The following is a 24644-nucleotide window of genomic DNA, read 5'->3' as shown; positions in this document are numbered from 1 at the left end:
AGCTATGACCTCTTGGTTACATCGAGAATGTCAGCGGTCGAATGTCCGAAGCCCCCCCCACCGGCGCTTTGGGGGTGGGCGTCCGCGAGATAGGTGAGGATGGCTGGCACCTCGGTCAGTGAACTTCCGGCGAACGCCAGCAGGGGAACGCGGCCCTTGGGATTGATCGCCAGACAGGCGGGCGTGCTGGTCTCACCTTCTAGGACGGAGACGCGGTGGAGTCGGAAAAAAACACTGATCTCGAGCAGCACGGCGTGGACCGCCATGGAGCAGGCGTTGGGCGAGTGGTAGAGGTCGTACATCACGGACTCCCGAGGATCGCCGTTGACGACAGTGTCTGGTCACGACGTTCCCCCGCGCCCAGTCATGCGATCATCGAGGCATGTCGCGCGACCAACGACGTCAAGTGTCCCCACTCCGTTTCGGCGAACGTCGAACCGGCCAGTGGTGCGGCTGCTGTGGACCGCCCAGTGGCTCGCGGCGGGGCGCGCCGCGGATCGACAGTTTGCTCACGACGAATCCGCTCATTGTCGAGAGACGTTACGTTCTTGGGCTCAGGCGCCTCCACGGTAGGGTCTGCCGTCCCGGTGGAGCTCTCCGCCTTCGGGCGTCCAGACGAGGTCGATGTCGCTGTATACGACCTTGGACGTCTCAGGCTTGCTGACCGCCACCAGAACGAGCGGGGCGTCGCTCTCGTTGATGAGCTTATGTCCGTTGCCGTCGCCCTTTGGAAAGACGGCGACGTCGCCGGCCGTCATCGGGTGTCTCCCCACGTCGTCCACGAGGACCGCGTCACCGGACAGGATGACGACGAGCTCATCCTCGCCCTCGTGCCAGTGCCGCTGGGACGACCAGCAGCCCGGTGGCACGGTCACGTGGTTCGCGTTGAAGTCTATCAGGCCGCCGGCCCTCGCCACGCTGCGCGCCTCCCGCCCGGCGAGCGGCAGTTCGAAGGGATGCGGATAATCACTGCCCCGCTTGGGTTCGATCAGGTCGAGGTCGATCTTGGGCACGTCGGTCTCCTGTTTATGCCGTATCGGCGACGAGCTGTGGAAGCTGTCCATTCACGTCGATGAGTGCCACTCCGCTGCGTTGAGCGACGCCTGATGAGCGCCGAACTGCGGTGCGGAGCGACGGACCCTCATTGCACCAGATATGATCACTCAAGGTCGTCCTGAAGCCAGTGGTTCTTTCGCCGCGATCCACCGGGAGAATAGGATCGCAGCTGCAGCGCCCACCGACTGGGCGATGATGAACGGCATCACGTCGCCAAGGGTTATGCCCGCCGCCGTGTCGGTGAATGATCGGGCGATGGTCAGGGTTGGATTGGCGAAGCCTGACGCGGTGAACCAGAACATCGCGCCGACGTACGTGGCGGCGACTGGAGCGGTGGCCGACGGCCGCAGCAGCGACGTCGTCCATATCGCGCTGATTAGGCCGAAGGTCGCAACTGCCTCACCCAGCAGGTGGGCCATTCCACTCCGTTGCACGGCGGCCAGCGTCATCGCCGGATGGCCGCAGAGCTTGTTCGCGACGAGGGCCCCGAGGACAGCGCCTCCGAGCTGCGCGCAACAATACGCGATTGCGCGGCGAGCAGACATTTCCTGTCGCATGGCGAATGCGAAGGTCACCAGTGGATTGAAATGGGCGCCGGAGATGGGCCCGAGCCACTCAATGAGCGCGAATAGCGCGGCAGCGGTGGTCAACGCGCCGATCAGGATCGCAAGCGCTGGCTCCGCGGTCGCGAGATCGCCGGCCAGACCTGCCGACCCGACCACGGCGATCGACAGGAATGCCGATCCGACGACCTCCGCGGCGACGCGGCGCGACATTGAGAAGGCGTGGCGCGTAGTTTCAAGGGGAGCGAGCGAGGCTTCCAACACGCGGGCATCGCTGGGCACTTCGACCAGCACGTCAGTCAACCGAGAACACCTTGTAGGCGATGCCGCGGTCCACGAGATAGCCGATGCCGACGCAGACCACGTCGTTGAGCCACGCATACTTGCTGGAGCCCGTCTCGAAGAGCGGGTTGGTCCGGAAGTAGTATCGCGCGGGATCGACCGCGAGTCGGTCGACGGGATCCGCCAGCGCGGCCTGGACGTCGGCCGGGCGGACGAACCGCCCGCCGTAGGTCATGAATACAAGTTCGCCGTCATCCGTCCTCAGGCTGAGACGCACGTCGAGTGTCATCACCCCGGTAGAACGGAACAGCGTCCAGTCGCCCCCGCCGGGAAGCACCTCGCCGCGCAGGCGCGCGCCCTCGAAGACCCCGCCGGCCGAAGCGAACAGCACCCGGCGGCCATCCGGGCCGTCACCGAAAGATACAGGCTCCTCAAGATTCACTATCATGTCGAACAGCGGGGTCGTGCCGATGCTTCCGACGTCCTTCACGCGTGCGTCCACCACCATGTCCGTATCTCCTGGTTCGAGGTTTCAGGCGGCGATCGCGACGGCGGGTGTTGGGTCGCCGAACAGGCGGCTCCTGACCATATCGGTCGAGATGCCCGACTGGGCGCACAGCTGCGAGAGGTCGAAAACGAAGCGCTCGCTCGCGATGAGGTCGTCGCGGAAGGTGAACTCGATGAAGACCGGAAGCTCGGCGCGTTTGCCGTTGGGTGCCGCGCCGAACCTGTCGCCGGTCATCGTCATTCGCGCGGTGCCCCAGCAGATAAGTGTGGTGCCGTCGTCCGCGTGGCCGTCGAGCTCGACATGGTAGTCCGGGAACGTCGCGAAGAACCGGCCGAGCACCTTCTCGTTCTCTTCGCGACCGCGGGCCTCGGTGCCGAAGGCAGGCGTCACCAGGATCATGTCGGGATGGAGGAGAGGGATCGAGGTGGCGAGATCTTGGCGGCTCTTGGCCTCCGCGAGGTCCGATGCGAGCTGAAACATCCTGTCACCGTCCACCCGAGAATCTCCTTCGTGAAGCTGTTGCCGAGTTGTTATTACGACCGGTCGTGCTTTTATACAAGCGAGTACTTTTCCCTGAGCCTCTGCGATCAATCAAGCGGAAACCTATCTTGATCCGACCGGTCGTGCTATTCCCCGCTGATGAAGGGTTCTGCTACTAAGGACGCGATTGTCGCGGAGACGCTCCGGCAGGTGACGCTTGTGGGCTTCGAGGGGTTGTCCCTCGCGCCGCTCGCGAACTCCCTGGGCCTGTCGAAGAGTGGGCTCTTCGCGCACTTCAAGTCGAAGGATGCGTTGCAGCTCGACGTCTTCGAGGAGGCGACGAAGCGCTTCAGGGCAAGCGTCATCGAGCCAAGCCAAGCCCGACCGGCCGGCGAGGAGCGTCTCGCGTCACTCTTGGAGAACTGGCGCAGATGGCTTCGCGGGTCGCCGGACGACGGCGGCTGCTTGTTCATGGCGATCGCGCAGGAATGCGACGACCAGCCTGGTCCGATGCGGGATCTGCTCGTCGCGTCGCAACGGGAGTGGCGGGCGTTATTGGCGTCGGTGGTGCGCGACGGCGTCGCGCACGGTGCCTTCCGCCCCGAAACGGATGCGATGCAGATAGCCTTCGAGCTGATCGGCGCGGCGCATGCCTATCAGCACGCGCTTCGGCTGCTCGGAGACAATAAGGCGAATGTGCGCGTGCAGGCTATGCTTGAGCGGATTGTCGCCTCCATCCGGATCTGATCTGTTTTCAGACGCAGCGCATCCTGGTCCAGCGCCGGGACGTTGATCCGGTGCCTGGGAGGTTGGCAATCAGGATGGCGAACGGCACGCGTCGATAGGTCAACCGTGTCGTACGCGGTCGTAGAGGAGGCAAAAGCCTTCAGTGAGGCGCCTACCGACTAGGCAACGGACTGCGTCTCTCCGCTCCCCAGCTCAGGATCACTGCCAATCAATTGCTTTCGGAATCGGCCAAGTGAGCCCTAGCAACCGGATTCGGACGCGGAGGAACCGACCGGTGACCTGAGCCAGAAGGCGCTTTCCATAGCGGGATATAAGAGAGAGCGCGCCCGCGCGCGCCCTCCCTCGTCACGCCGCAGCGCCGAACTTTGAAATCAAATCGGTGAGACTCATTGTTCCGCTTAGAGCGCCTGAACCCGGTACCATGTCGCCTGCTTCGATGCTGGTCGCGAACTGGACGGCCAGATCGCCTTCGAGCGCGGACCGCAGCCGGGTAGTCCGAGGCCAACGGCCTGGATCCCCAAGCCCATGGAAATCAACCCATCTCGCAACGCCGATGAAGATGCCGTCGGCGAGGGTGGGTCGGTCGCCGACAGCATATGGCGAATGATCGAGTAGCTGCTCTAGCTGATCATGTCGCTTGCACACGAGCTGCGCCCCAAAGGCTCGTAGGGTTACCTTCTCGGCCTCTGGCATCTGGCCCTCCCACGCGGCCCAGAGCGGCGCGAATGCGCCAGTGAACCCCGTATTGATGAATGCTGCAACTTGCCGCATTCGATCCGCCTCGGCAGATAGTGGATCAAAGCTCACGCGACGTTCGAGGTCGCGCGCTTCGAGCCACCCCGCGATTGCCATAGTTTCAGTAAGCACCCGGCCGCTGTCAGTGACTAGGATGGGCGTCTCGTGCCGCGGGTTCAGCTTTGCGTAGGTAGATTGCTGCATCTCACCAAGCATGTCGACACGCGTTATTTTGTAAGGCTTGCCCAGCCACTCCAGGACCGCGAGCAGGCCCATCGAACTTCCCGCCGGGAAGCCGCAAACAAGGATTGGTTCCATTTTTCATCTCCGACAACAGGTTTGGCTGAACAGTTGGAGATGCCTTACTGCGACTAAGTCAGGCGAGGAATTACGCACATTTTTGTAACCAGGGACTACGCCGGAATCGCGGTGTCCGTCGGCGACGCTCGGCTGATCCACCACTCTCCCATCGCGTCGATGAGCGGCATCAGTCGTTCGCCGGAAAGCGAAAGTTTATAGTCGACGCGGAGCGGATAGCCGTTCGCTTCAAGCCGGTGCACCACGCCTGCCTCTTCAAGCTGCTTCAGGTGGTGGCTAAGGATTCTGTGGGAAATCGCAGGGTTTGCCCGGCGGAGGTCGCTGAATCGCTGGGGTCCTTTTTTTAAATGGTACAGGAGGAGAGCGGGCCAGCGGCCGCTCAGGAGCATCATCGCATTTTCAATCGGACAGGCCGACACCAGGTCCTTCATAGTCGAGCTCCTTGTTCATGGATCGGCGGGGACGCGACTCCTAGCGAGTGTCGCGTGTTTGGTGGCATGGTAGTCGGTTTGATGCCCAGAGACCCCTGATTTACTTCTGCGTGGGACACCAGCAAGCCCCCCATTGGGTTACGGCCCTTCAGCCACAGCCACAGCCGCGACTGCGCCGGCGCAGTGCAAGATGCGATCGACGCACGGGGTTGAATTCAAACCGCCGTCGCACTGCCGACGTTAGGGGCGACGTAAACCGAAGCTGCCATCTCTCACGCGACTGGATTTCTGGGCGGTGGACGGGCAAGGCGGCGCCTCCCATCAGGGTTGGAGTGACATAGAGCATGGCTAAGTGGAACCGGTCGGGCGACAGGACAGCCATCCAACCGCGAAACCAGCGCTCGCACTGGGCCGCGGCGATGAGCATGCTGACCATTCTATGCACCTTCCACGTCCCGCAAGCCTCAGCCTCAGACCGGGCGGCCGTCTCGCTACTACGCGCCGCGATGGAGGCTCAGGGAGGCGAGGCGGTACTCCGGTCCGTGCACTCACTACGAGTGGTCAGTGACGGATATCGCAATATGCTGGAGCAATCGGAGCGACCCGAAGGACCCTTCATCGTCGAGTTTCAACGCGAGACGGTCGAACTGGATACGGTGCAGTATCGCTGGCGTCGCAAGGTGGAGAGTTCGATTCCACCCTTTGCAAACTCCGTGTCTGAAACCGTTGCCGACCGGGCTGCGGCGATGCGCGTCTCCGGAGGCAACCGCGTGGTCGGCACCGCGGAGATGTTGGCGAGTGCGAACGAAGCGATGGCGCTCTCTCCGTCCCGTCTGCTGCTCACTGCGATCAGCACCGACGATGTGCGCCTGGCCCCTCCGACGACCATGCAATCCGTCTCGCAGGATGTCGTCACGTTCACCCTCGATGGGGCGCAGGTGCGCCTCTTTCTGAACCACTACACGCATCTCCCGACGGCGGTCGACTATGGCGGTCCACTGGCGCGAGCGGGTTTCTGGCGTTTCGCGGGGGACACCCCGATGCGCACCTATTTTTCGTCGTGGAAGCTGGGGGAGAGAGGGCTCCGACTCCCCATGCAATCCGACGTCGAGCGCGACGGAGTGCATGAGGCCACCTACATGGTCCGGTCGCTCGTGCTGGATCCCCCGCTCAGTGAAGCCGACACGGTCATCCCGGAAGCCATCAAAGCCCAGTTCGCGACCGTTGCCTCGACCCCGGCCACCGTGCGCCTCGGCTTAGCTGGCAATCCAGCGAGCGACCTGGCGACCGGGGTCACCTTCATCCCGGGCCAGTGGAACGTGACAATCGTTCGTCAGGACGACGGGTTGATCATCTTGGATGCCCCGATATCTTCTGCCTATTCCGAGCTTGTGATTTCTGAAGCTGCGAAACGCTATCCGGGCATGCCAATCAAGGCGGTGGTGAGCACGTCCGACGCCTGGCCGCATATCGCTGGCCTTCGCCCGTATGTCGCCCGCAGGATTCCGATCTATTGCCTCGGCATCAATGCGCCCGCGATCCAGCGCATCATCGGCGGTCGCTTCGAGACACGCCCCGACGCGCTCGGGACCAGAAAGCGATCGGCCATTCTGAAGGTGGTTTCGTCAGCGACCGTGCTCGGTTCCGGCGCCAATCGGCTCCTGCTGTTTCCTGTGAGGGGCGACACCAGCGAGCGGCAGATGCTGGCCTACTTCCCGGAACTGAAACTGCTCTATGGGAGCGATGTCTTCCAGCAGGGACGCGATGGCAAGCCCAGCAACACCCAGACGGCCAGCGAACTCGTCGATGCGGTGACGCGGGAGAATATCTCGCCCGATCGGTATTTCATGATGCATGTCGATGTGGCCGGATGGAAGGATCTCGTTTCAGCGATAAGAGATCAACCCGGGTCATTTCCGAAAGAGGTCGCCCCGTGATCTCACGAGGCGGCCGATCCAGTCCGAGCGCATAGTGGGATATTTCTTCCTATCCGGCAACGTGCAGCGGCACAGGGTAAAAGTTTGGGGATCAACTTCCAAGCGACGAACTAACGCCGGAATAGGCCCTTCGTTCAATTGCGATCTAAGCCTCGCCAGCGTCCCTTTTTTTCAACGGGCAAAGGCACTCCCCCATGGAGTTTCGGCAAGCTGTTTGTGTGAATCGCAATGCAAGATACCTCGGCTTCGATCGGACGGGACTGTGACTGTTGCGGGTTCGAATGGGTTTGGCCAATGTGGCGTAGGAGGCTGGCGGGAGATTGTGGCGGTTGCGGCGGGTTGCGCCCGCAGTCTCGCCGTCAAGGCAGGTGGTGCTGTGATGGCGATAGGCGACAATAGGTATCATCAATGTAACGTGGGCGCTTGGTGTTGCATCTCAGTTGCCGCAAATACACCCAAGGGACTTTTATCTAGTTCGAAATTTCCTGCCAAGGCCTTGCGCAGATGTCGACAAAGGGAGCGGCGCTGAGCCGCATGATCGATTCAGGCGGGGAACGGCAGGGAAACGCGCGTGACAAAGCCGTCTGTTGGCCAGAGGAAAGTGATATCGCCGCCGTGCCCACGGACGATATCGCGACTGATGGAAAGACCCAGTCCCGACCCACCGGTCGCACGGCTTCGCGATGATTCTAGGCGGACGAATGGCGCGAAGGCCCGGTCCACTTGGTCTGGTGGAATACCAGGTCCAGCGTCCCTGATATCGATCACCGCAAAATGCTCCGCAGCACGCAACGTTAACTGGACCGAGCCGCCATATTTTACGCCGTTGCCGACGAGGTTTGAAAACGCGCGTTTGAGCGCGAGCTGGCGGCCCGGAAGATCGCAATGGTCGGGTCCTGAATAAACGATGTTTTCGCCCAAATCTCCGAATTCATCTGTGATGCTGATCAGTAGGGCGGCAATATCCACGGTCTCGCTAGCCTCCCGGCGCACCTCGCCGCGCATGAACGCCAGGGAATCCGTCACCATGACTTCCATTTCGCCGACATTGGCGAGCAGTTGCTCGCGTTGCTCCGGCGTTTCCAAGTATTCAGCGAGGAGGCGAAGGCGCGTGAGCGGCGTTCGAAGGTCGTGCGAGATCGCAGCCAGCATGCCCAGGCGCTCGTCGATAAAGCGGGAAAGCCGCAACTGCATCGTGTTGAACGTTTCCGCGATGGCGGAGTATTCGGGGACGCGCATTCCGTCCACGACGGTCGCTTCGCCGCTCCGCCCAAGACGTTCTGCCGCGTCCGCCAGTCTCCGGAGCGGGCGGACAATGCTGCGTGCCATCCAGATAGAAAAGGCGATCGCAATCAACAGGTAGCCGGCGATGCCAATGCCAACGCGCGCATAATGCTGCCATGGCTCAGCGAGATTTCGCTGCGTCACAGTCAGCCAGCGGCCGTTCGCGAGGTGAACCACGATATTGAAGTCCGCCAGGACGCTGCTTTCGCGACTAGCGAGCGTATCGGCGGTGAGCATGGCAGGTAGCTTGGGAACGATAACCAGAACAGTTCTCACCGTCCGTTCCGTGTAGTTCTGATCGTAGGGCGCACTCGACACACTGACCAGGCGCGCTGATCCGCCCAGTCGTTGTGCAACAGAAAGGCGCAGATGCTCCGCGAGCGCCGAGCTCGGCACTCCGGCTGCGCGAGGAACGCTGCGCGAGATGGCAAAATCCAGGAGCGCCGCCTGTGGCAATTGCCCGAAAGCGCTCTTGTCCGCTTCCCTTGGGGCGCTTTCGGTAACGCGAACGCCATCGGCAACGGCCTCGACGAGCCAGTTCCGCTCGACGATCAGGAACGGAGGTGGCGGGATGATAGTGCGCAAGACCTGATTGAACAGATAGGCGGCGACGATGGTGAGCAAGATGGCGATGACGATGCGCGGCGCCAGTCGCAAATGTGTCAGCCGCTGCAGACGGGCGATCATCGGACTGCTCCTTCCACGGCAGCGGCGAAATAATAGCCTCCGTTGCGCACGGTCTTGATGAACTGGGGATCGTGGGGATCGCTCTCGATCTTGCGGCGCAGTCTGCTGATTTGAACGTCGATGCTGCGATCGATGTTGTAGTTGCTCCGACCGTGTACGAGATCCAGCAATTGATCGCGGCTGAGCGTGTGCTGCGGGTGGAGGACGAAGGCACTTAGAAGGTCGAACTCACCGGTTGTCAGGTCGACATGGGAATTCTTAGGCGATGTCAGTGCCCGCCTTGTGACATCCAACGCCCAGCCCGCGAACCGAAAGACATGATTTTGCCCGATGGATGTCTGCTCTCCGGCCATTGTCGCGCGCCGCAGGGTCGCACGTATCCTGGCCAGCAACTCGCGTGGATTGAAGGGCTTCGACACATAGTCATCAGCGCCAAGCTCCAGCCCGACGACGCGATCGGTTTCGCTATCCCGCGCGGTCAGCAATATGATGGGTACGTTGCTATCCGACCGTAGTCGCTGGCACAGGGTAAAACCATCGTCCCCCGGCATCATCACGTCGAGTATAACGATGTCAAAGCGTCCGGCTGTCAGCAGTTCGGTCATGTCGCGACCGTTCGCGGCCATCGTCACGCGCAGGCCATGGTCGCGCAAATAGCGGGCAAGCATCGTTCTGATCTGGCGATCGTCATCGACAACAAGAACATGTGCGGGCCCGGTGGTCGACATGCGTGGCAGCGATATCGAAGTCGGAATTGCAAGTCTGCACCTGTAACACATCGTAATATCTCGACATCGCGCTGTCGTCTCCAGCGGCGGCCGAGCGACTATTGGACGGGGCGATCCGATCAACGGTGGAGCGCCAAATGACGATGTTCAGCCCCTTTTTTCCCATCCGGTTTCGACCGTTCCTCAAGCGGCAGGTTTTGCGGCTTGCCGTTTCGACTGCGGCCGTCGCAACCTTCGTCCTGTCCTTCGCCGCGCACGCGCAGGAAGCCCAAGCACAGCCGACCGGCAATGCCGAGCGAAAGGGATGGGACGCCACAATCGGCGCCGGCGCGCTCTGGGTTCCAAAGTTTGAAGGTGCAAACGATTACGAAATCGCACCATTGCCATATCTGTCGATCCATTACGGCGACCTCTTCTATATCGAGGGCAATGAAATTGGCGTCGATGTCGTCCGTTGGCAGTTGTCCGACCGCATCAAGTTTACGCTTGGCCCAGTCGCCCGATATCTGCGGGACAGGCCGGACGATCGCAGCAAGGCATTGCGAGGACTTGGTAATGTGGGCACGTCGGTGGAAGCGGGTGCGGCTGCCAAACTCGCCATCGATCCGGCGTGGATCCGGATCAGTGGCGGAAAGGACGTTGCGGATGGCCATGACGGCACCGTGGTGCAAGCCGAGCTGGGCGTGGGTTTCGACCTCGCACCTCGCCTTGGCGTTTCCGTCGCTGCCCGAACGACTTGGGCGGACAGGACGTATATGAATGCCTTTTTTGGCGTCACTGCGGCCCAAGCCCTGAAAAGCGGCTTGCCGATGTTCCGAGCGAAGGACGGCATGAAGGATGCCGGCGTGGCGGCGAGCCTAAACTACCGGCTGAGCCCTCGGTGGAGCATCGCAGCGACTGGTGGCTACACCCGGCTGATCAACGATGCGAAGGACAATCCGCTCGTCCGGTTGCGCGGATCGCCGGATCAGTTCCAAGCCGGTGCCTTTCTTGCGTTCAGCTTCTAACGCTCAACCCTGTGCATCGCCGCGCTTGCCGCCGGGGTCCGTCGGGAAGTGACGAGCGCCACGTTTTCAGAGGATAAAATGGCCTTGTCCAACTTCCTGCCCATCGAACGACGCGCACTGTTCGGCGGTGTGCTCGGCGGCCTGCTGTTACCCGTCGCCGGCGGCAAAGCCTTGGCCTCCGTGAGTGCCGGTACCACCGATAACCGTCCCTGGTATGATCTGGACCTGATGTCCGACCCGGTCATGAACAGCCAGCTCCTTCACGTGCTTGGCGCAACCTATGGCGGACTTGCCGACGTTGGCGAGGTTCTCGATACGGCGACCCGTATCGACCCTCGCGACGAGTGGAGCTGGCCTCGCCAGTGGACCGCGACCGCCCGGCGTATTGAGGCCATGGCCGAGCTTTCACTTGCGCGAGGAAAGCGGATCAGCGCTGGCAAGGCCTACCGGCGCGCGGCGATGTATTACCGTGCGGCGCTCCTGCACCATCCTGATGCGGCAGACCCGAGCGATTTGGAAATCGCCCGTAGCGCCGCCAACGCTTATCACAATGCGATAGGCGCACTCGATATCGCTGCTGTTCCGATCCGTGCGCGGTATGAGGGCGGACATCTTCCGGGCTATTTCATGCGCTCACCACACGCCCGTGGCGACGCACCGTTATTAATCCTCCAGCAGGGGCGTGATGCATGGCCTGAGAGCGCCGCGCACCTGCACGACGATGCATTGGCACGGGGCTACCACGTCTTGTTTGTTCACTCGCCTGGCCAGGGTCTGGCGTTGCGACAGTGGGGTTTCGCTTTCCGGCCGGACTGGGAAAAGGTGATCTCGCCGATCGTCGATGTGGCGATACGTATTGCGGGGGTGGACCGAAAGCGGATCGCATTGTTGGGCTGGAGCATGGGCGGTGCGCTTGTCCCACGCGCTGCTGCGTTCGAGAAGCGCATTCGACTCGTCGTGGCCAACCCGGGCGTGCTGGACTGGGGAAGCTCGACGTTCGCGCAATATGAGTCTTATTTCCCTGACCTGCTCCCACTGCTCGATAGGGATCCGGACCGGTTCGATGTGGAAATGCGCAAACACATGGCGACCGACCCGCTCGTTCGTTGGTATATTAAAGATGCGATGGCAAAGCATGGCGTCGCAACGCCGTCGCAGTTGCTCTACGAATTGCGCCTCTACACCAACGTTCCAGTCGTCGAGAAAATAAGGGCACGCACCCTGGTAATGGATGGGACGGGTGAAATGTTCTCCGTTGGCCAGGCGCGCGCGTTATTCGACGCACTGCGATGTCCCAAGGATTATATCCTGTTTGATGCGCGCGATACCGGGTTGCTCCATTGCCAGGAGGCGGCGGGAGCGGTGTCTGACCATCGGCTGTTTGACTGGATCGACGAATATATTTGAGCCTCATTCTCTCGCCGTCGAAACACCGCGCAAGTGCAAAATCACCTGTTGAAGCGCGGTTAAGTGGCTGCGGGGGACGGCTGAAAACGCCGAGGGTCTGGAGACATAACTGTTGATCGCGCGCTCGCCGATAAGGTTGAAAGGCTCCAATATTTTTTCGCAAAAAGAGAGCTCCGCGGGCGCGTCCTACAGGTGAAACGTCAGTTACGGTTATGATACGGCTGGTGCACAACCGATATGCCTGGCCGGATCGTTGACTTGCACCAGGCGCGGGCACTCACAGCTCCTCGTCGATCTGCGCGGGCGTGCTGACCGCGACGCCGTGATCAGTTGGTCAGTGGCGGTCGTCACACGCGATTGGAACGAAGCCGCGCGCTAGCGAGGCCAATCGCGTGCTCGCCTCGAAATACTCTCCCTCCAGGCGCGCAACCAGTTGCTCGACCGTCGTGATGGCTCTCAGCGGCGCGATGCCCTGCCCGCAGCCCCAGATGTCGCGCCAAGCCTTCGCAGCGACGATCTCGCCCGATTTGAAGTTCATCGCCGAGCTGTCGGAGGTCGGGAGGTTGGCGGGGTCCAGGCCGGCCGCGACGATCGACGGGGTCAGATAGTTGCCGTGGACCCCAGTGAAGAGGTTTGACTGGGTGATGTCATCGGAGGTCGAGGCGACGATCATCTCCTTATATCCGATATCGGCATTCGCTTCGACTGTCGGGATGAACGCCGACCCGATATAGGCTAGGTCGGCACCCATCGCCTGGGCGCTGAGAATGGCGCCGCCGGTCGCAATTGCGCCCGATAGCGCGATCGGGCCGTCGAACCACGCGCGCAACTCCTGGATCAGCGCGAAGGGCGACAGCGCTCCCGCGTGACCGCCCGCCCCTGCCGCGACGGGGATCAGGCCGTCCGCGCCCTTCTCGATCGCCTTGCGGCCAAAGCGGTCGCTGATCACGTCGTGCAGCACGACGCCGCCGCTGGCATGCGCCGCGTCATTCACGTCCTTGCGTGCCCCGAGCGAGGTGATGATGATCGGGACCTTCCATTTCGTCGTGATCTCGACGTCGTGCTCGAGGCGGTCGTTGGATTTGTGCACGATATGGTTCACCGCGAAGGGCGCCGATAGGCGATCGGGATTCGCCCGGTCCCAGGCGGCGAGTTCCTCTGTGATGCGGTGAAGCCATTCGTCGAGCAGGGTCGCGGGACGCGCATTGAGCGCCGGGAACGAACCGATCACGCCCGCCTTGCACTGCGCGATCACGAGGTCCGGGTTCGAGATGATGAAAAGCGGGCTGGCGATGACGGGTAGGCGGAGGCGGTCGCGAAATATTGCGGGAAGCATGAAGTATCCTTGGTTCGTGGCACTGATCGTCCGGGAAGCACGCGCGACGCCGAGGGGGCTATTGGCCCCGCTCGATCCGCGATTCGAAAAGATGGGCGGACAACACCCCAGCTATGCTCTGCTCGATGGCGGTCGGGCACCGCGGGGCGACTGTCACTACCACTGCCAGCCGGCCAGACTCGTCGAGCGCGACGTCGAGCGCGTCGATCATGCCGTCGTCAAGATACTGTGCCAGTTCGGCTTCCAGCGTGCTTTGAGCGGCGATCCGCCGCAGCTCTGGCTTGAAGATCTTCCCGATCGCCGTGACCGGGAGCGCATCGAGGATGAAGACGTTTCGCGGAAGCGCCGGCCGCTCGGAAACCCGTTCGGCCAGGAACTCGCGGATCGCGTCCGGCGCCAATCCGCCGTCGGGGGACGTAACGACGAACAGGGCTGGCACCTCACCGGCATAGCGGTCCGGTTGCCCGACGGCAGCGGCCAGCCGGATCGCCGGGTGCTGCAGGGCGGCGTTCTCGATCAGCGCCGGATCGATATTATGGCCACTGCGAATGATGACGTCCTTGGATCGGCCGACGACATGGAGATGTCCCTCGGGATCGATCCGCGCCAGATCGCCGGTGATGAACCATCCGTCTGACGTGAACGCGGCCGAGTTCAGCGCCGGGTTGTGGTAGCCCGGAAAGACGTTGGGTCCTTTGACCAGCAGCGTGCCCACGTCGCCGGGTTCGCAGTCGGTCGTCAGTGAACCGTCGGCAGACGCGCGACGCGTGACGACTTGTTCGTAGGGCAGTCGCAACCCCGAACTACCCGGTCGGTGAACCCCGTGGCGCGGCGAGACGGAAAGGACTCCGCCCGTTTCGGTCATGCCGAGCATCTCCCTCACCGGTAGACCACTGGTGCGCCGAAACGCGTCCGCGACTCCGCCGGGAAGGCCAGCCGCACCGCTCGTCGCGCTGCGCAGTGACGAAAGGTCGCATCCCTCCGCGTCCACCGCCGCAATGGTTGCGATCGCGGTCGGCACGCCGCCGACGACGGTCGCGCGAAGGGCCTCCACGATCTTCCAATAGTTCGGAGCGACTTCAGGGTTTCGCATCCCTGTTGGTGTCAGGATCGCGACCGCGCCGCCGAACGCGAAGACCGACAGGCTGCAGATGATCGTTCCGCCGACATGGAACAGCGGCATGCCGTTGAGCATGATGTCGTCGGACCGGTACCCGGCCAGAAGCCCGCCGGCCCAGGCTGCGTGCGCTTCGTTCAGATGCGTATGCAGTGCGAGCTTGGGCTCGCCGGTGGTTCCACCGGTGTGGAACGCCGCCGCCACATCGTCTGGTTCGATCACCCGGCCCGAGATCAGGCGATCGCCGGGTTGCTGCGCGATCGCGAGGTCGAACGGAATGGCCTCGACGATATTTGGGCGTGCGCTTCCAACCACAACGAGATCGCGCAGCGATGGCACGCGGTCGACGAGCGCCTGGACCTTCAGCCACAGCCCCGGATCGCCTTCCGGCCCCGGTACCACCAGCAACTTCGTGTTCAACGCGCTCATCAACGCGGCGAGATGGTCGACGGACAGTAGAGGGTTCAGCGGGTTGGCGATACCGGCGGCCTGCGCGCCCCACAGCGTGTAATGCGTCTGTGGTAGGCTGGGCAGCATGTAGGAAACGACGTCGTCCTTGCCGATGCCCAGCGTCGTGAAGAGATTTGCGGTCTGGGTGACCCGTGCAAACAGGCAATTGTGATCTATCCGGACGACCGCGTCGTCGACGCTGGCGTTCGGCAGGTGGATGATCGCGGGATTGGCGCCGAACTCGGCTGCGGACTTGAGCAGCAGGCCGTAGGTGCTGTGGAACGGCATGCGCTCGGCGAGCGGTCGGCGTTCGATCCGCTCGATGTCGGCGAGCGTCGCGATCTGATCCGTCACGCCGCCGCCTCGGTACCGAACACGAGGACGCGCGACCCCCTGCCGAGGTCCAGCCTCTTGGCCAGGTCCTGGTCCTCCATGATCTCGCAAAGCCCGGCGAAGCCCGCAGCGCCCGAAACCCCTACGTCAAGTCCGGGACCGCCCTTGTCGCGCGTAGAAAGCCGGTCGCGGGCCTTGAGCGCGGCCCCGTCCGGGATCGTGACGAACAATTCGGCGCGTCGTTGCAGGATCGGCCACGCCACGGGCGATGCCTCGCCGGTGGACAGCATCTCCATCGCGGTCAGCAAGTCACCCCCGACCTTGGCCGGCCTCCCAAGCCGGGCGCTTTCCAGTAGGCACGCCGCGGAGTCCGGCTCGACGATGACGATCGCCGGGCGGCGCTGGCCGAATTGCTCGGCGAGCAGCCCCGCGACGCCTGCGGCGAGCCCGCCGACCCCGCCTTGGAGGAAGACGTGCGTGGGCGGCTCCTCGTTCTCCAGCTGGTCCAGGATCTCGAGGACCATGACGCCGTAGCCCTGCATCACGCGCCGGGTCGTCAGATCGAATTCGTCGGCGCTCGTATCCGAGACGAGCAGCCAGCCTTTGAGAGCCGCCTCCTGTTGGGCCACACGCACGGAATCGTCGTAGGTCCCGGCGACGCGCACGACGCGGGCGCCCAGTGACTCGATGATCGCCGCTTTTTGCGAAGACGCGTGCTCGTGCATGAACACGACGCAATCGCACCCGTGCCGACGCGCGGCATAGGCCACCGACCGGCCGTGGTTCCCGTCGGTCGCGCAGCACAGCGTATGAAGCACCGCGGGATCCTCGTGCGCGAGCCGTAGCGTGGCCGCGTAGGCGCCTCCCAGGATCTTGAAACTGCCTTGGTCGAGCCGCGCCGATTCGTCCTTGTAGAGCAGCGCAGCGAGACCAAGTTCCGCCGCGATCTGGGGCAGCGACCGGAGCGGGGTGGGCACGAAACCGGGCCAGGTCTTGATCTCGTCTAGGGCGGTCGCCGCCTTGTCCAGCGAGACGACGTGCCGCTCTCGTTCCGAGTAGCCTTCGCGCGTCGCGCACAGATTCCATTCCGATGCCATGAAGGTGCCTCAGCTGATGTGCATTACCAGCGAAGCTACAGTTGGGACGTGGCGAAATTCGTCGAAGCCCGGCCGATCCGGCTGGTCTGCGCCGCATTATTCGGTCGTAAGATGCAGGAATTCTTCGCCTGCGCCCCGAACGCCTGAAATGGCAGCGATCGAACCGCTGCTGTCGGCAGGGTGATATTCCGGCCAGTTATTTCTCGCAACTCATCGTGACGAAATCAGTCATGCGCTGTTCGATGATTGCGAATAATCGTCGCCGCGACGTCTCATATTGACGAACCCTGTCAACTTTTCGGGTGCCCAATGACCGCTAGATAATCATAACGGAAATAGGGGAGGCTGACATGAAGAGCAGAATCTGGGCACTGTCTTGTGGGGCGGCGATCGCGGCGATCAGCGGACCGGCGTTCGCCGCGCCACAGTCGGACGGCCGCAAGGCCGAACCGGCGCCCCAGGATCAAACCGACCCCCGTGATGTCCCTGACATCGTCGTGACCGCCCAGAAGCGGAGCGAGCGGCTTCAGGACATTCCCGCCGCTATCTCTGCGATCGGCGAGGACACGATAAAGAATGTCGGCGCGACGCGCCTGTCCGACCTCACCGCATATGTCCCGAACGTCACGATCTACGGCAACACCAAGACGCAGGAGGTGCGCATCCGCGGCGTGGGTGCGAGCAGCGCCAATATCGGTTTCGATGCGCGTGTTGGCGTGTATATCGACGGCGTCTATTCGGGCACGAGCGGTGGGGTCGATCAAGAACTGGTCGATGTGTCACGGATCGAGGTGCTGCGGGGCCCGCAGGGCACGTTCTTCGGCCAGAACACGGTGGCCGGCGCGATCAACATCATCACCAAGCCTCCGACCAAGGATCTCTCAGGCCAATTCTCGGTGCGCGGCGGCAATTTCGGCGCCCTGCAGATTGCCGGGCGCGTCAGCGGGGAACTGACCGATGGGCTGACCGCGTTCGTGTCGCTCAACCGAAACAAGCGCGACGGATATGTGCTGAACACCCGGCTCGGCACGAAGGAAAACAATCGCGACGTCGTCTCTTGGCGCGGTGGCCTGCGCTATCAGGTCAGTGACGCGTTCGAGATCGGCGTGACGGTGGACGGCCTGCGCGCACGCGAGGCGGACAATCACGGCCAGCTCAGCGCCTTCGGCTTCGTCTACCTCAACGCCAAGCCGAACGTGATCGACGCCAACACGCCATCGCTCGACCGCCGCGACAATCTCGGCGGGGCGGTCGATGCGACGCTTGATTTGGGCGGCGGCATCCGCGCGCGGAGCATCACCGCTTATCGCGACACGAAGTCGAACTCCTTCTTTGACGCCGACTTCACCAATCTCGACATCCAGCGGTTGAGTTATGCCGATCGATACCGGACGTTCAGCCAGGAACTTCAGATCCTCTCGCCCACTGGCGGGAAACTGGACTGGCTGATCGGCGGATATTTCTCGCGCACAAATGCGCGGACCGCCCGATTCATCGAAGCCGGCGCAGATGGAGGCCTGATCGGGCAGGCTCCCGGCACCCAGAGCCGTAGCGTAGCGACGACGACAGCGGAGGTATGGGCGTTGTTTGGCAACCTGACCTATAAATTCACCGACAGACTGAGCGCCAACGTCGGCGCACGTTTCTCGTTCGACAGAAAGTCGGTCGACTGGACTGAGGTGTTCGGACTTCCTCCGACCAACCAGTCGATCTCGGTCAAAGATTTCTCGCCGGCCGTGACGCTTAACTACAAGATGACGCCCGACCGGCTGATCTACCTCCGCTACGCGCAAGGCTATAAGAGTCCCGGCTTCAACGTCGATTTCGTGGACCCGGCGACCTATCCCAACCAAATCTCGTTCGGCAAGGAAAAGGCCCGCAACTTCGAACTGGGCTTCAAGAACGAGAGTCTGGGCGGTCGTGTGGTGATTAATGTCGCTGCCTTCTACACGATCTACAACCAGTTCCAGTTCGAGCAGCTGTTGCCCGGAGGCGGCCTTGGCATCGGCAACGCGGCCGAAGTGGTCACCAAGGGGATCGAGGTCGAGATGGCGGTAAGGCCCGTCCGCGGCCTCACGATCAGCCTCAACGCAGCCTATCTGGACGCCAAGTTCACCAAGGACATCCAGGGATTCGGCGTCTTCGGCGGCGTCGACGGGAAGGGCAACAGCTTGGTCCGCGCGCCTGAACTGCAGGGGGCCGCAATGATCGACTACGTCCATCCCGTGGGCTCCCGATATGTCGCGCGCTATCATGTCGGGGCGACTTATCAGGCGCAGTCCTTTAGCACCGTCGACAATTTCCGCAGCTTCGGCGCCGGCTTGCCCGGCGGCATCCTGCCGGAGGTCGCACTGGTCGACGGACGGCTGGCCTTCGGGCCGTCGAACGACCGATGGGAAATCGCCGTCTGGGGTCGCAATCTCACTAACCGGCTCTACAAGACGCAGGATGCGGTCTCCAGCCTCGGCGCGTTCGCGTTCGGTGTTCAGTTCGGCGAGCCTCGGACATACGGCGCCGAGCTGCGGGTGAGGTTCTAGCAATGTCGATGACCGTGCCCCCGCTGATCGCACAAGACGGCATGACGCGGGGGACGCACATTGCAAAGGGTTGGACGCGAAGCCTGATGATCGCCCTCGCGCTCCTGGCCGCGGTCCCCGCGACCGGCCAGGCCTTGCCCGGCCTGCCCCGCAACCTGCCAGCGCCCATCGCGGCGGCGATCGCTGCCGACCTGCAGGACGCGCTCCGTATCTACGAGGACATCCATCAGCACCCCGAGCTTGGCTTCGAGGAACGGCGGACCGCGGCGACGCTGAGCCGCGAGATGCGCCGGCTCGGCTTTCGTGTCACCGAGAATGTGGGCGGGACAGGTCTCGTCGCGCTATACGAAAATGGGGCGGGCCCCGTCGTGATGGTGAGAACCGAACTGGATGCCCTGCCGCTCGAGGAGAAGACCGGCCTGCCATATGCGAGCAGGGCCACCACTACATGGAACGGCCGCAAGACATTCGTCGCGCACAGCTGTGGGCACGATCTCCACATGGCGACCTGGCTCCTGACCGCCAAAGCGATGCTGCGGCTGAAGGACCAGTGGAGAGGGACGCTGATGTTCGTGGCCCAACCCGACGAGGAGGGTGATCGTGGCGCCAGGGCGATGCTGGCGGACGGGCTGTTCACTCGCTTCAAGCGCCCGGACTTCGCCCTCGCACTGCATGTGGGACCCTTCGCCTATGGCAGCGTGGGTTATCGCGCAGGCCCGATGATGTCGTCGTCGGACACCTTCCGGATCGACTTCAAGGGACGGGGGGGACACGGAGCTGCCCCGCAATCGGCGATCGACCCGATCGTGATCGCCGCGCGTTTCGTGGTCAACCTCCAGACCGTGATCAGCCGCGAAAAAGACCCGAGCGCCTTCGGGGTGGCGACGGTAGGGGCGATCGAGGGCGGGACTGCGCCCAACATCATTCCCGATCACGCCGTCGTGCGAGGGACGCTGCGGTCGTATGATCCAGCGGTGCGAAAACTGCTGGCTGACGGGGTGAGGCGTATCGCCTTGGCAAGCGCGGAGATGTCGGCCGCTCCAGCGCCGGAAATCGTGATCGACGATGGACTCCCGTCAGTCGTCAACGAAGGCGCGCTGAGCGCTCGTCTCTCAAAGGTGCTGACGGACGCGTTCGGTGACCGCGCGGCCGAGATCCCGCCGCTGACCGCGAGCGACGATTTCGCGCTATACGGGGCAGCGGGCGTTCCATCGTTCTACTTTTTCGTCGGCGGGCTTGATCCATCGGTGGTCGCGTCAGCGCGAAAGTCCGGCACCATTCTGCCTTCCAACCACTCGCCCGAATTCGCGCCTGTCGCCGGACCGAGTCTCGCAGCGGCATCCGCCGCGTTGATCACGGTGTCGCTGGAACTGCTGAGGCGCTGATTGCTTGCCGGCTCCCGAACTGCGCTACTAAGCTCGGAAAAGGCTCGCAGATTGCGCGCCGTGGCGTGGGGATCCTATGACAACCGATACGGCTGGAAGCACCGGGCTGGACGCCTTCGACGTTCGCATTCTCGATCTGCTACAAGAGAACAACCAGCGAACCAGCGAGGAACTCGCAACGCTGGTTCATCTCTCGCCCGCCTCATGTCTGAGACGTGTGAAGAAGCTGCGCGAGAAGCGCGTCATCGTTGGCGATGTGTCAATCGTCGCTCCTGAACGGCTCGGTAACCAGATGACGATGATCGTGCTGGTCTCGCTCGAGAGTGAGCAGCATCATCTCATAGACGCGCTCAAGACCTCGATGAAGCGAACGCCGAACGTTCTCCAATGCTATTACGTCACCGGGGCAGCCGACTTCGTGATCGTCGTCTCCGTCAAGGACATGGCCGAGTACGAACAGTTCACCCGGGACTTCTTCTTCGAAAACCGCAACGTCCGGCGCTTCGAGACGCTGGTCGTGATGAATGCGGTTAAGCGGCAGCTCGACATCAAGGCTTCCGAGGTCATAAGGATCGACTGAAGTGGCAACTGCCCCATGCCTTGGGCTATTGAGCTGGCGCTGAGCCTACGCGCGGAATTCCTTCGAAAGCTCGGCAACGTGCGATCAAACCCCGCACGACGGGGGTCACAATTGGCGATTCCGCTCACACCGAAGCGCTAGCATGAACGTTGGCGATTGTCGGGAGTGGGTGATGGTGCATGTATTTCGGAAATGTCTGATGCTGTCCGCGGCGATCCTCGTGCCGTCCGCAGGCAGCACCCAGACAGCCGCCGACATAACGAAGCGTGAGGTCGGCGGCCTCATGCTGCAGAACGTGCCCGAGACGACGCCGGAAGTCAGGACGAAGCTGGAGCGGTACGAGAACGCCAGGTCCGCCACCTTCCAGGACTGGATGGCCGACGGGTCGATGCTGATCACCACGCGCTTCGGCCAGACGGCGCAAATCCACCACGTGAAGGTGCCCGGCGGCGCGAGAACGCAGGTAACGTTCTTCAAAGAGCCGATCGGCGGCAACGAGTGGCCGTCGAGCGTTCAAGTGCAGCCTCTTTCCAACGACAAGTTCATCTTCGCGCGCGACGTCGGCGGCGGCGAGTATTATCAGGGATACTATGCCGGCCTGACCACGCCGGCTCAGGTCTTCACCGAGCCGAACACGCGCAACGCCGCCAATGAGGACGGCAGGATCTTCTACATCTTCTCACGGGACGGCAGGACCGTCGCGTGGAGCCGGATCAAGCCCGGCTCGGGTGACTACGACATCATGACGATGGTGCCCGGGGCCCCTGGGACCCGGAAGGTCGCGCTAAAGGGTGCCGGCGCACTAGAACCGGTCTCCTTCTCGCCCGATGGGCGAACGCTTCTCGTCAGCCGGGTGATCTCCAATGCGGCGACCCGGCTATTCCTGCTGAGCCTCGCTGACGGATCGACGCGGGAGCTCAACCCAGGCGCGGCACCAGCGCTCTATTACGGAGGGCAGTTCACGCGCGACGGAAAGTCGATCTTGATGCTGTCCGACGCAAACGCAGAGGTGCGCAGGCTCGTGCGCTACGACATCGCGACCGGCAGGACGACCACAGTCACGGCTCCTGACCTGAAATGGGAGGTTGAGGCATTCGACCTGTCGCCAACCGAGGATCGGCTGGCGATGTCGCTGAACGAGGACGGAATCAGCAGGATCGTCATGACCGACCTCGCGGGACGCAGGACCAAGGTCCAGCCGAAGCTGCCGACCGGCGTTCTGCGCGCGCTGAAATTCTCCCCCGACGGGCAGCGGCTGGCAATCGGCCTCACATCGACCCGGACCCCGGGCGATGTCTGGTCGTGGGATATTGGAACGGGCAGGCTCGACCAGTGGACCAACAGCGAAACGGGCGGGATCGACATCAGTCGGATCGCCGACCCGGAACTAGTCCACTTCCCCTCCTTCGATGGCCGGATGATCCCGGCGTTCGTGCACAAGCCCTTGGCGAGGACATCGCCCTCGCCAGTCATCATCTGGATCCATGGCGGCCCGGAAAGCCAGGAGAGGCCGACCTTCAACCCAAACATCGCCTTCTGGACGGCTGAACTAGGCGCCACAGTCATCACTCCGAATGTCCGTGGCTCGACCGGATACGGCAAGACTTGGCTTAGCCTCGACAACGGCACGAAGCGCGGCGACGCGATCAAGGACATCGGGGCTTTGCTCGACTGGATTAAGACGAGGCCCGAGCTGGATTCCCGCAGAGTCATCGTGATGGGCGCCTCCTACGGTGGATTCATGACGCTCGCCTCGCTGTCCAATTATGGCGACCGACTGGCCGGCGGTATCGATATCGTCGGGCCATCGAACTATGTCACCTTCCTTGAGAATACCGAAGGGTACCGCCGGGACCATCGCCGCGCCGAATACGGCGACGAGCGGGATCCGGCGACCAGGGCCTATCTGGAGAGCATCGCCCCAGCGAACAATCTCGCAAAGATGAACAAGCCGCTGCTCGTCGTCCAAGGCGCGAACGATCCGCGTGTCCCTCGTAGCGAGGCCGAGACGATCGTTAAGAACGTCAGGTCTCGTGGCGCGGACGTCTGGTACATTCTCGCTACCGACGAAGGCCATGGCTTCGGCAAGAAGGAGAATATCGACACGACGAACGAGGCCATCCTGATGTTCCTGACCAAGATCTTCGGACCCGCCCCGGCGGGGGGGGGCGCCGAAGTGAGGTTCCGGCAAATCGCGAAATGGGCGACCGTCTGCGGCATCGCGTTCTGCAGCGGCGGTGTCGCTGCTGGCCCCCCGACAGTCGACGGGATCTGGCGGTCGCGTGGGTATGGCATGATCGGGGAAGTGGCGAACGGCACGGTCACGCTTTACAATGTGACGAAGGAGAGTTGCCAGAAGCTGCCTCCGGTACCCGGCATCACTGACGCACTTTTCGACCGCAAGTCCGCCACCGTGGATGGCCGCCGACTGCTCACCAAGGCACCATGGGGCCTGACCAAGCTCTACTTCGATCGCATCGATCAACTGCCCGCGGCTTGCCGGACGACGCCCCCGAAGGCCACCGACCCCCTCTACAACTTCGACGTCTTCTGGAACACGTTTGACGAACAATACGCCTTTTTCGCGCAACGGGGGGTGGATTGGCACGCACTCCGGGATGAGTATCGCACCCGGATCAATGCCAACACGACCGATGCCGAGCTGATCGAGATCATCCGGGCGATGTTCCGGCAGCTGCAGGACCGCCACGTCAGCCTCTCAGTCGGCAAACTTCGCGTCAACGCCGGGTTCACCGAGTTGCTCAACCGCTGGTATGCGGAATATGCAGAGCGGCCCGTTGGCACCCGCAGCGAGTTTCTCAGACGGCAGGTGGTAGAGTATCTCACGCCGTCATGGTCTCGCAACCTGGATCGGAATTCCGTCCGGCCAATCTCGTCGAACGTCGCCATCGGCACAGCGCTGAACGGCACCGTCGGTTACCTTATGGTCGCAGCGGAGTCGGGCTATGCAGAGACCGACGACCTCGAACCGGACAAGGCGGCGGCGATTGCCCAGCTGGACCAGGCGTTCGGCTCGCTGGCCGACAAGAAGGCCATCATACTGGACCTGCGGATAAACTACGGTGGCCATGACGATGTCGCACTGGCGCTTGCCGGACTGCTGGCAGCGAGGGAGCGGCCGGGCTTTAGCAAGTGCGCTCGCGACGGCACGGGCTACACGCCGACACAGACAACGAAAATCCGTCCCAGGCCCAATGCATTCACCCGGCCCGTCATCGTTCTGATTTCCGCGATGAACTGGAGTTCTGGTGAGAATCTGGCGATGATGATCAAGGACTTTCCGAATGTGGTGCTCGTCGGGGATCGGACGGCTGGCGTGCATAGTGACACGCTTGTGAAATTCCTGCCCAATGGATGGCGCATGACGCTGTCGAACGAGGTCTTCGGCGCGCCCGACGGGACGATGTACGAGACCATCGGCGTTCCGCCGGACATCTTGGTGCCGATCGAACTGGACGAGATTCGTCGCTCGGGAATCGACCCCGCGATGGAGAAGGCGCTGCACATCCTGTCGCGTCAGCCATCGCCGGCTGACCTCGCCCGCCTGAAGGTTGGAGGCAGCCGAGGCCGCTACTTCCCCTGCCCGACTCCCAAACGCTGATTTTAAGCACCCGTGAC

The 24644-nt window shown here is 62.7% G+C and carries 20 protein-coding genes; 8 read left to right on the top strand and 12 right to left on the bottom strand.

The features are described 5' to 3' along the window. Positions 1-2 precede the first annotated feature (2 nt). The 5 genes from ACVWZA_RS03345 to ACVWZA_RS03325 form a co-directional block, all read right to left on the bottom strand. Positions 3-302, bottom strand: a complete 300-nt coding sequence (locus ACVWZA_RS03345) for a glutathione S-transferase N-terminal domain-containing protein (protein ID WP_457309725.1) — start codon at positions 300-302, stop codon at positions 3-5. Between the two features lie 252 nt (positions 303-554). Then, on the bottom strand, positions 555-1013 hold the full coding sequence (locus tag ACVWZA_RS03340; protein ID WP_457309724.1) for a cupin domain-containing protein: 459 nt from the start codon (positions 1011-1013) through the stop codon (positions 555-557). 150 nt (positions 1014-1163) lie between these two features. Beyond that, positions 1164-1913, bottom strand: coding sequence for an aquaporin (locus ACVWZA_RS03335; RefSeq protein ID WP_457310055.1), 750 nt, complete (start codon positions 1911-1913; stop codon positions 1164-1166). A gap of 1 nt (position 1914) precedes the next feature. Continuing rightward, a complete protein-coding gene (locus ACVWZA_RS03330) occupies positions 1915-2409 on the bottom strand; it encodes a DUF3237 domain-containing protein (RefSeq protein ID WP_457309723.1) in 495 nt (164 codons plus the stop codon). A gap of 24 nt (positions 2410-2433) precedes the next feature. Beyond that, complete coding sequence (locus ACVWZA_RS03325) at positions 2434-2904, bottom strand: ester cyclase (protein WP_457309722.1); 471 nt, start codon at positions 2902-2904, stop codon at positions 2434-2436. A 144-nt stretch (positions 2905-3048) separates the two neighbouring features. On the opposite strand from ACVWZA_RS03325, the gene ACVWZA_RS03320 reads away from it, so the two are divergent. Further along, positions 3049-3636 carry a TetR/AcrR family transcriptional regulator gene (locus ACVWZA_RS03320; protein WP_457309721.1) on the top strand — a complete coding sequence of 196 codons (588 nt, stop codon included), beginning with the start codon at positions 3049-3051 and terminating at the stop codon, positions 3634-3636. 345 nt (positions 3637-3981) lie between these two features. Here the strand turns inward: ACVWZA_RS03320 and ACVWZA_RS03315 are convergent, their stop codons facing one another. Together ACVWZA_RS03315 and ACVWZA_RS03310 are read right to left on the bottom strand one after the other, a co-directional pair. Next, entirely contained in the window at positions 3982-4689 is a 708-nt protein-coding gene (locus ACVWZA_RS03315) for a glutathione S-transferase family protein (protein WP_457309720.1), read from the bottom strand. Between the two features lie 95 nt (positions 4690-4784). After that, positions 4785-5120 (bottom strand): winged helix-turn-helix transcriptional regulator, encoded by a 336-nt coding sequence (locus tag ACVWZA_RS03310; protein ID WP_457309719.1) that lies wholly within the window; start codon positions 5118-5120, stop codon positions 4785-4787. A gap of 581 nt (positions 5121-5701) precedes the next feature. On the opposite strand from ACVWZA_RS03310, the gene ACVWZA_RS03305 reads away from it, so the two are divergent. Next, positions 5702-7057, top strand: coding sequence for a hypothetical protein (locus ACVWZA_RS03305; RefSeq protein ID WP_457309718.1), 1356 nt, complete (start codon positions 5702-5704; stop codon positions 7055-7057). Positions 7058-7600: 543 nt separating this feature from the next. Here the strand turns inward: ACVWZA_RS03305 and ACVWZA_RS03300 are convergent. Together ACVWZA_RS03300 and ACVWZA_RS03295 are read right to left on the bottom strand one after the other, a co-directional pair. After that, a complete protein-coding gene (locus ACVWZA_RS03300; RefSeq protein WP_457309717.1) occupies positions 7601-9028 on the bottom strand; it encodes a sensor histidine kinase in 1428 nt (475 codons plus the stop codon). Beyond that, positions 9025-9756, bottom strand: a complete 732-nt coding sequence (locus ACVWZA_RS03295; protein ID WP_457309716.1) for a response regulator — start codon at positions 9754-9756, stop codon at positions 9025-9027. Before ACVWZA_RS03295 ends, ACVWZA_RS03300 begins: the two co-directional genes overlap by 4 nt. A 137-nt stretch (positions 9757-9893) precedes the next feature. On the opposite strand from ACVWZA_RS03295, the gene ACVWZA_RS03290 reads away from it, so the two are divergent. Together ACVWZA_RS03290 and ACVWZA_RS03285 are read left to right on the top strand one after the other, a co-directional pair. Then, positions 9894-10763 (top strand): MipA/OmpV family protein, encoded by an 870-nt coding sequence (locus ACVWZA_RS03290; RefSeq protein ID WP_457309715.1) that lies wholly within the window; start codon positions 9894-9896, stop codon positions 10761-10763. Between the two features lie 78 nt (positions 10764-10841). Further along, complete coding sequence (locus ACVWZA_RS03285) at positions 10842-12170, top strand: alpha/beta hydrolase family protein (RefSeq protein ID WP_457309714.1); 1329 nt, start codon at positions 10842-10844, stop codon at positions 12168-12170. Between the two features lie 334 nt (positions 12171-12504). Here ACVWZA_RS03285 and ACVWZA_RS03280 read toward each other — a convergent pair whose 3' ends face one another. The 3 genes from ACVWZA_RS03280 to ACVWZA_RS03270 are packed head-to-tail and all read right to left on the bottom strand — an operon-like array spanning position 12505 to position 16503. Next, positions 12505-13506 carry an NAD(P)H-dependent flavin oxidoreductase gene (locus ACVWZA_RS03280; protein WP_457309713.1) on the bottom strand — a complete coding sequence of 334 codons (1002 nt, stop codon included), beginning with the start codon at positions 13504-13506 and terminating at the stop codon, positions 12505-12507. A 58-nt stretch (positions 13507-13564) separates the two neighbouring features. After that, positions 13565-15427: an AMP-binding protein gene (locus ACVWZA_RS03275; RefSeq protein ID WP_457309712.1), complete on the bottom strand. Its 1863-nt coding sequence runs from the start codon at positions 15425-15427 to the stop codon at positions 13565-13567. Continuing rightward, positions 15424-16503: a diaminopropionate ammonia-lyase gene (locus ACVWZA_RS03270; RefSeq protein ID WP_457309711.1), complete on the bottom strand. Its 1080-nt coding sequence runs from the start codon at positions 16501-16503 to the stop codon at positions 15424-15426. The genes ACVWZA_RS03275 and ACVWZA_RS03270 overlap by 4 nt, the downstream gene beginning before the upstream one ends. Before the next feature lie 350 nt (positions 16504-16853). Here ACVWZA_RS03270 and ACVWZA_RS03265 point away from each other — a divergent pair, with 350 nt between their 5' ends. The 4 genes from ACVWZA_RS03265 (at position 16854) to ACVWZA_RS03250 (ending at position 24627) form a co-directional block, all read left to right on the top strand. Continuing rightward, positions 16854-19040 (top strand): TonB-dependent receptor, encoded by a 2187-nt coding sequence (locus ACVWZA_RS03265; protein ID WP_457309710.1) that lies wholly within the window; start codon positions 16854-16856, stop codon positions 19038-19040. Between the two features lie 8 nt (positions 19041-19048). After that, entirely contained in the window at positions 19049-20425 is a 1377-nt protein-coding gene (locus ACVWZA_RS03260) for an amidohydrolase (protein WP_457309709.1), read from the top strand. Positions 20426-20501: 76 nt separating this feature from the next. Further along, on the top strand, positions 20502-21005 hold the full coding sequence (locus tag ACVWZA_RS03255) for an Lrp/AsnC family transcriptional regulator (RefSeq protein WP_457309708.1): 504 nt from the start codon (positions 20502-20504) through the stop codon (positions 21003-21005). Between the two features lie 172 nt (positions 21006-21177). Further along, positions 21178-24627 carry an alpha/beta fold hydrolase gene (locus tag ACVWZA_RS03250; RefSeq protein ID WP_457309707.1) on the top strand — a complete coding sequence of 1150 codons (3450 nt, stop codon included), beginning with the start codon at positions 21178-21180 and terminating at the stop codon, positions 24625-24627. Positions 24628-24644 lie beyond the last annotated feature (17 nt).

This window comes from Sphingomonas sp. UYAg733 (assembly GCF_054057355.1).
This window is presented reverse-complemented; position numbering and strand designations above follow the sequence as displayed.

Bases quoted from the DNA above. Each gene is read 5' to 3' on its own strand.
- ACVWZA_RS03250 (WP_457309707.1), top strand. From the start codon at position 21,178: ATGGTGCATGTATTTCGGAAATGTCTGATGCTGTCCGCGGCGATCCTC.
- ACVWZA_RS03255 (WP_457309708.1), top strand. From the start codon at position 20,502: ATGACAACCGATACGGCTGGAAGCACCGGGCTGGACGCCTTCGACGTT.
- ACVWZA_RS03280 (WP_457309713.1), bottom strand. From the start codon at position 13,506: ATGCTTCCCGCAATATTTCGCGACCGCCTCCGCCTACCCGTCATCGCC.
- ACVWZA_RS03290 (WP_457309715.1), top strand. From the start codon at position 9,894: ATGACGATGTTCAGCCCCTTTTTTCCCATCCGGTTTCGACCGTTCCTC.
- ACVWZA_RS03270 (WP_457309711.1), bottom strand. From the start codon at position 16,503: ATGGCATCGGAATGGAATCTGTGCGCGACGCGCGAAGGCTACTCGGAA.
- ACVWZA_RS03260 (WP_457309709.1), top strand. From the start codon at position 19,049: ATGACCGTGCCCCCGCTGATCGCACAAGACGGCATGACGCGGGGGACG.
- ACVWZA_RS03320 (WP_457309721.1), top strand. From the start codon at position 3,049: ATGAAGGGTTCTGCTACTAAGGACGCGATTGTCGCGGAGACGCTCCGG.
- ACVWZA_RS03330 (WP_457309723.1), bottom strand. From the start codon at position 2,409: ATGGTGGTGGACGCACGCGTGAAGGACGTCGGAAGCATCGGCACGACC.
- ACVWZA_RS03315 (WP_457309720.1), bottom strand. From the start codon at position 4,689: ATGGAACCAATCCTTGTTTGCGGCTTCCCGGCGGGAAGTTCGATGGGC.
- ACVWZA_RS03295 (WP_457309716.1), bottom strand. From the start codon at position 9,756: ATGTCGACCACCGGGCCCGCACATGTTCTTGTTGTCGATGACGATCGC.
- ACVWZA_RS03265 (WP_457309710.1), top strand. From the start codon at position 16,854: ATGAAGAGCAGAATCTGGGCACTGTCTTGTGGGGCGGCGATCGCGGCG.
- ACVWZA_RS03345 (WP_457309725.1), bottom strand. From the start codon at position 302: ATGTACGACCTCTACCACTCGCCCAACGCCTGCTCCATGGCGGTCCAC.
- ACVWZA_RS03285 (WP_457309714.1), top strand. From the start codon at position 10,842: ATGGCCTTGTCCAACTTCCTGCCCATCGAACGACGCGCACTGTTCGGC.
- ACVWZA_RS03300 (WP_457309717.1), bottom strand. From the start codon at position 9,028: ATGATCGCCCGTCTGCAGCGGCTGACACATTTGCGACTGGCGCCGCGC.
- ACVWZA_RS03310 (WP_457309719.1), bottom strand. From the start codon at position 5,120: ATGAAGGACCTGGTGTCGGCCTGTCCGATTGAAAATGCGATGATGCTC.
- ACVWZA_RS03305 (WP_457309718.1), top strand. From the start codon at position 5,702: ATGCTGGAGCAATCGGAGCGACCCGAAGGACCCTTCATCGTCGAGTTT.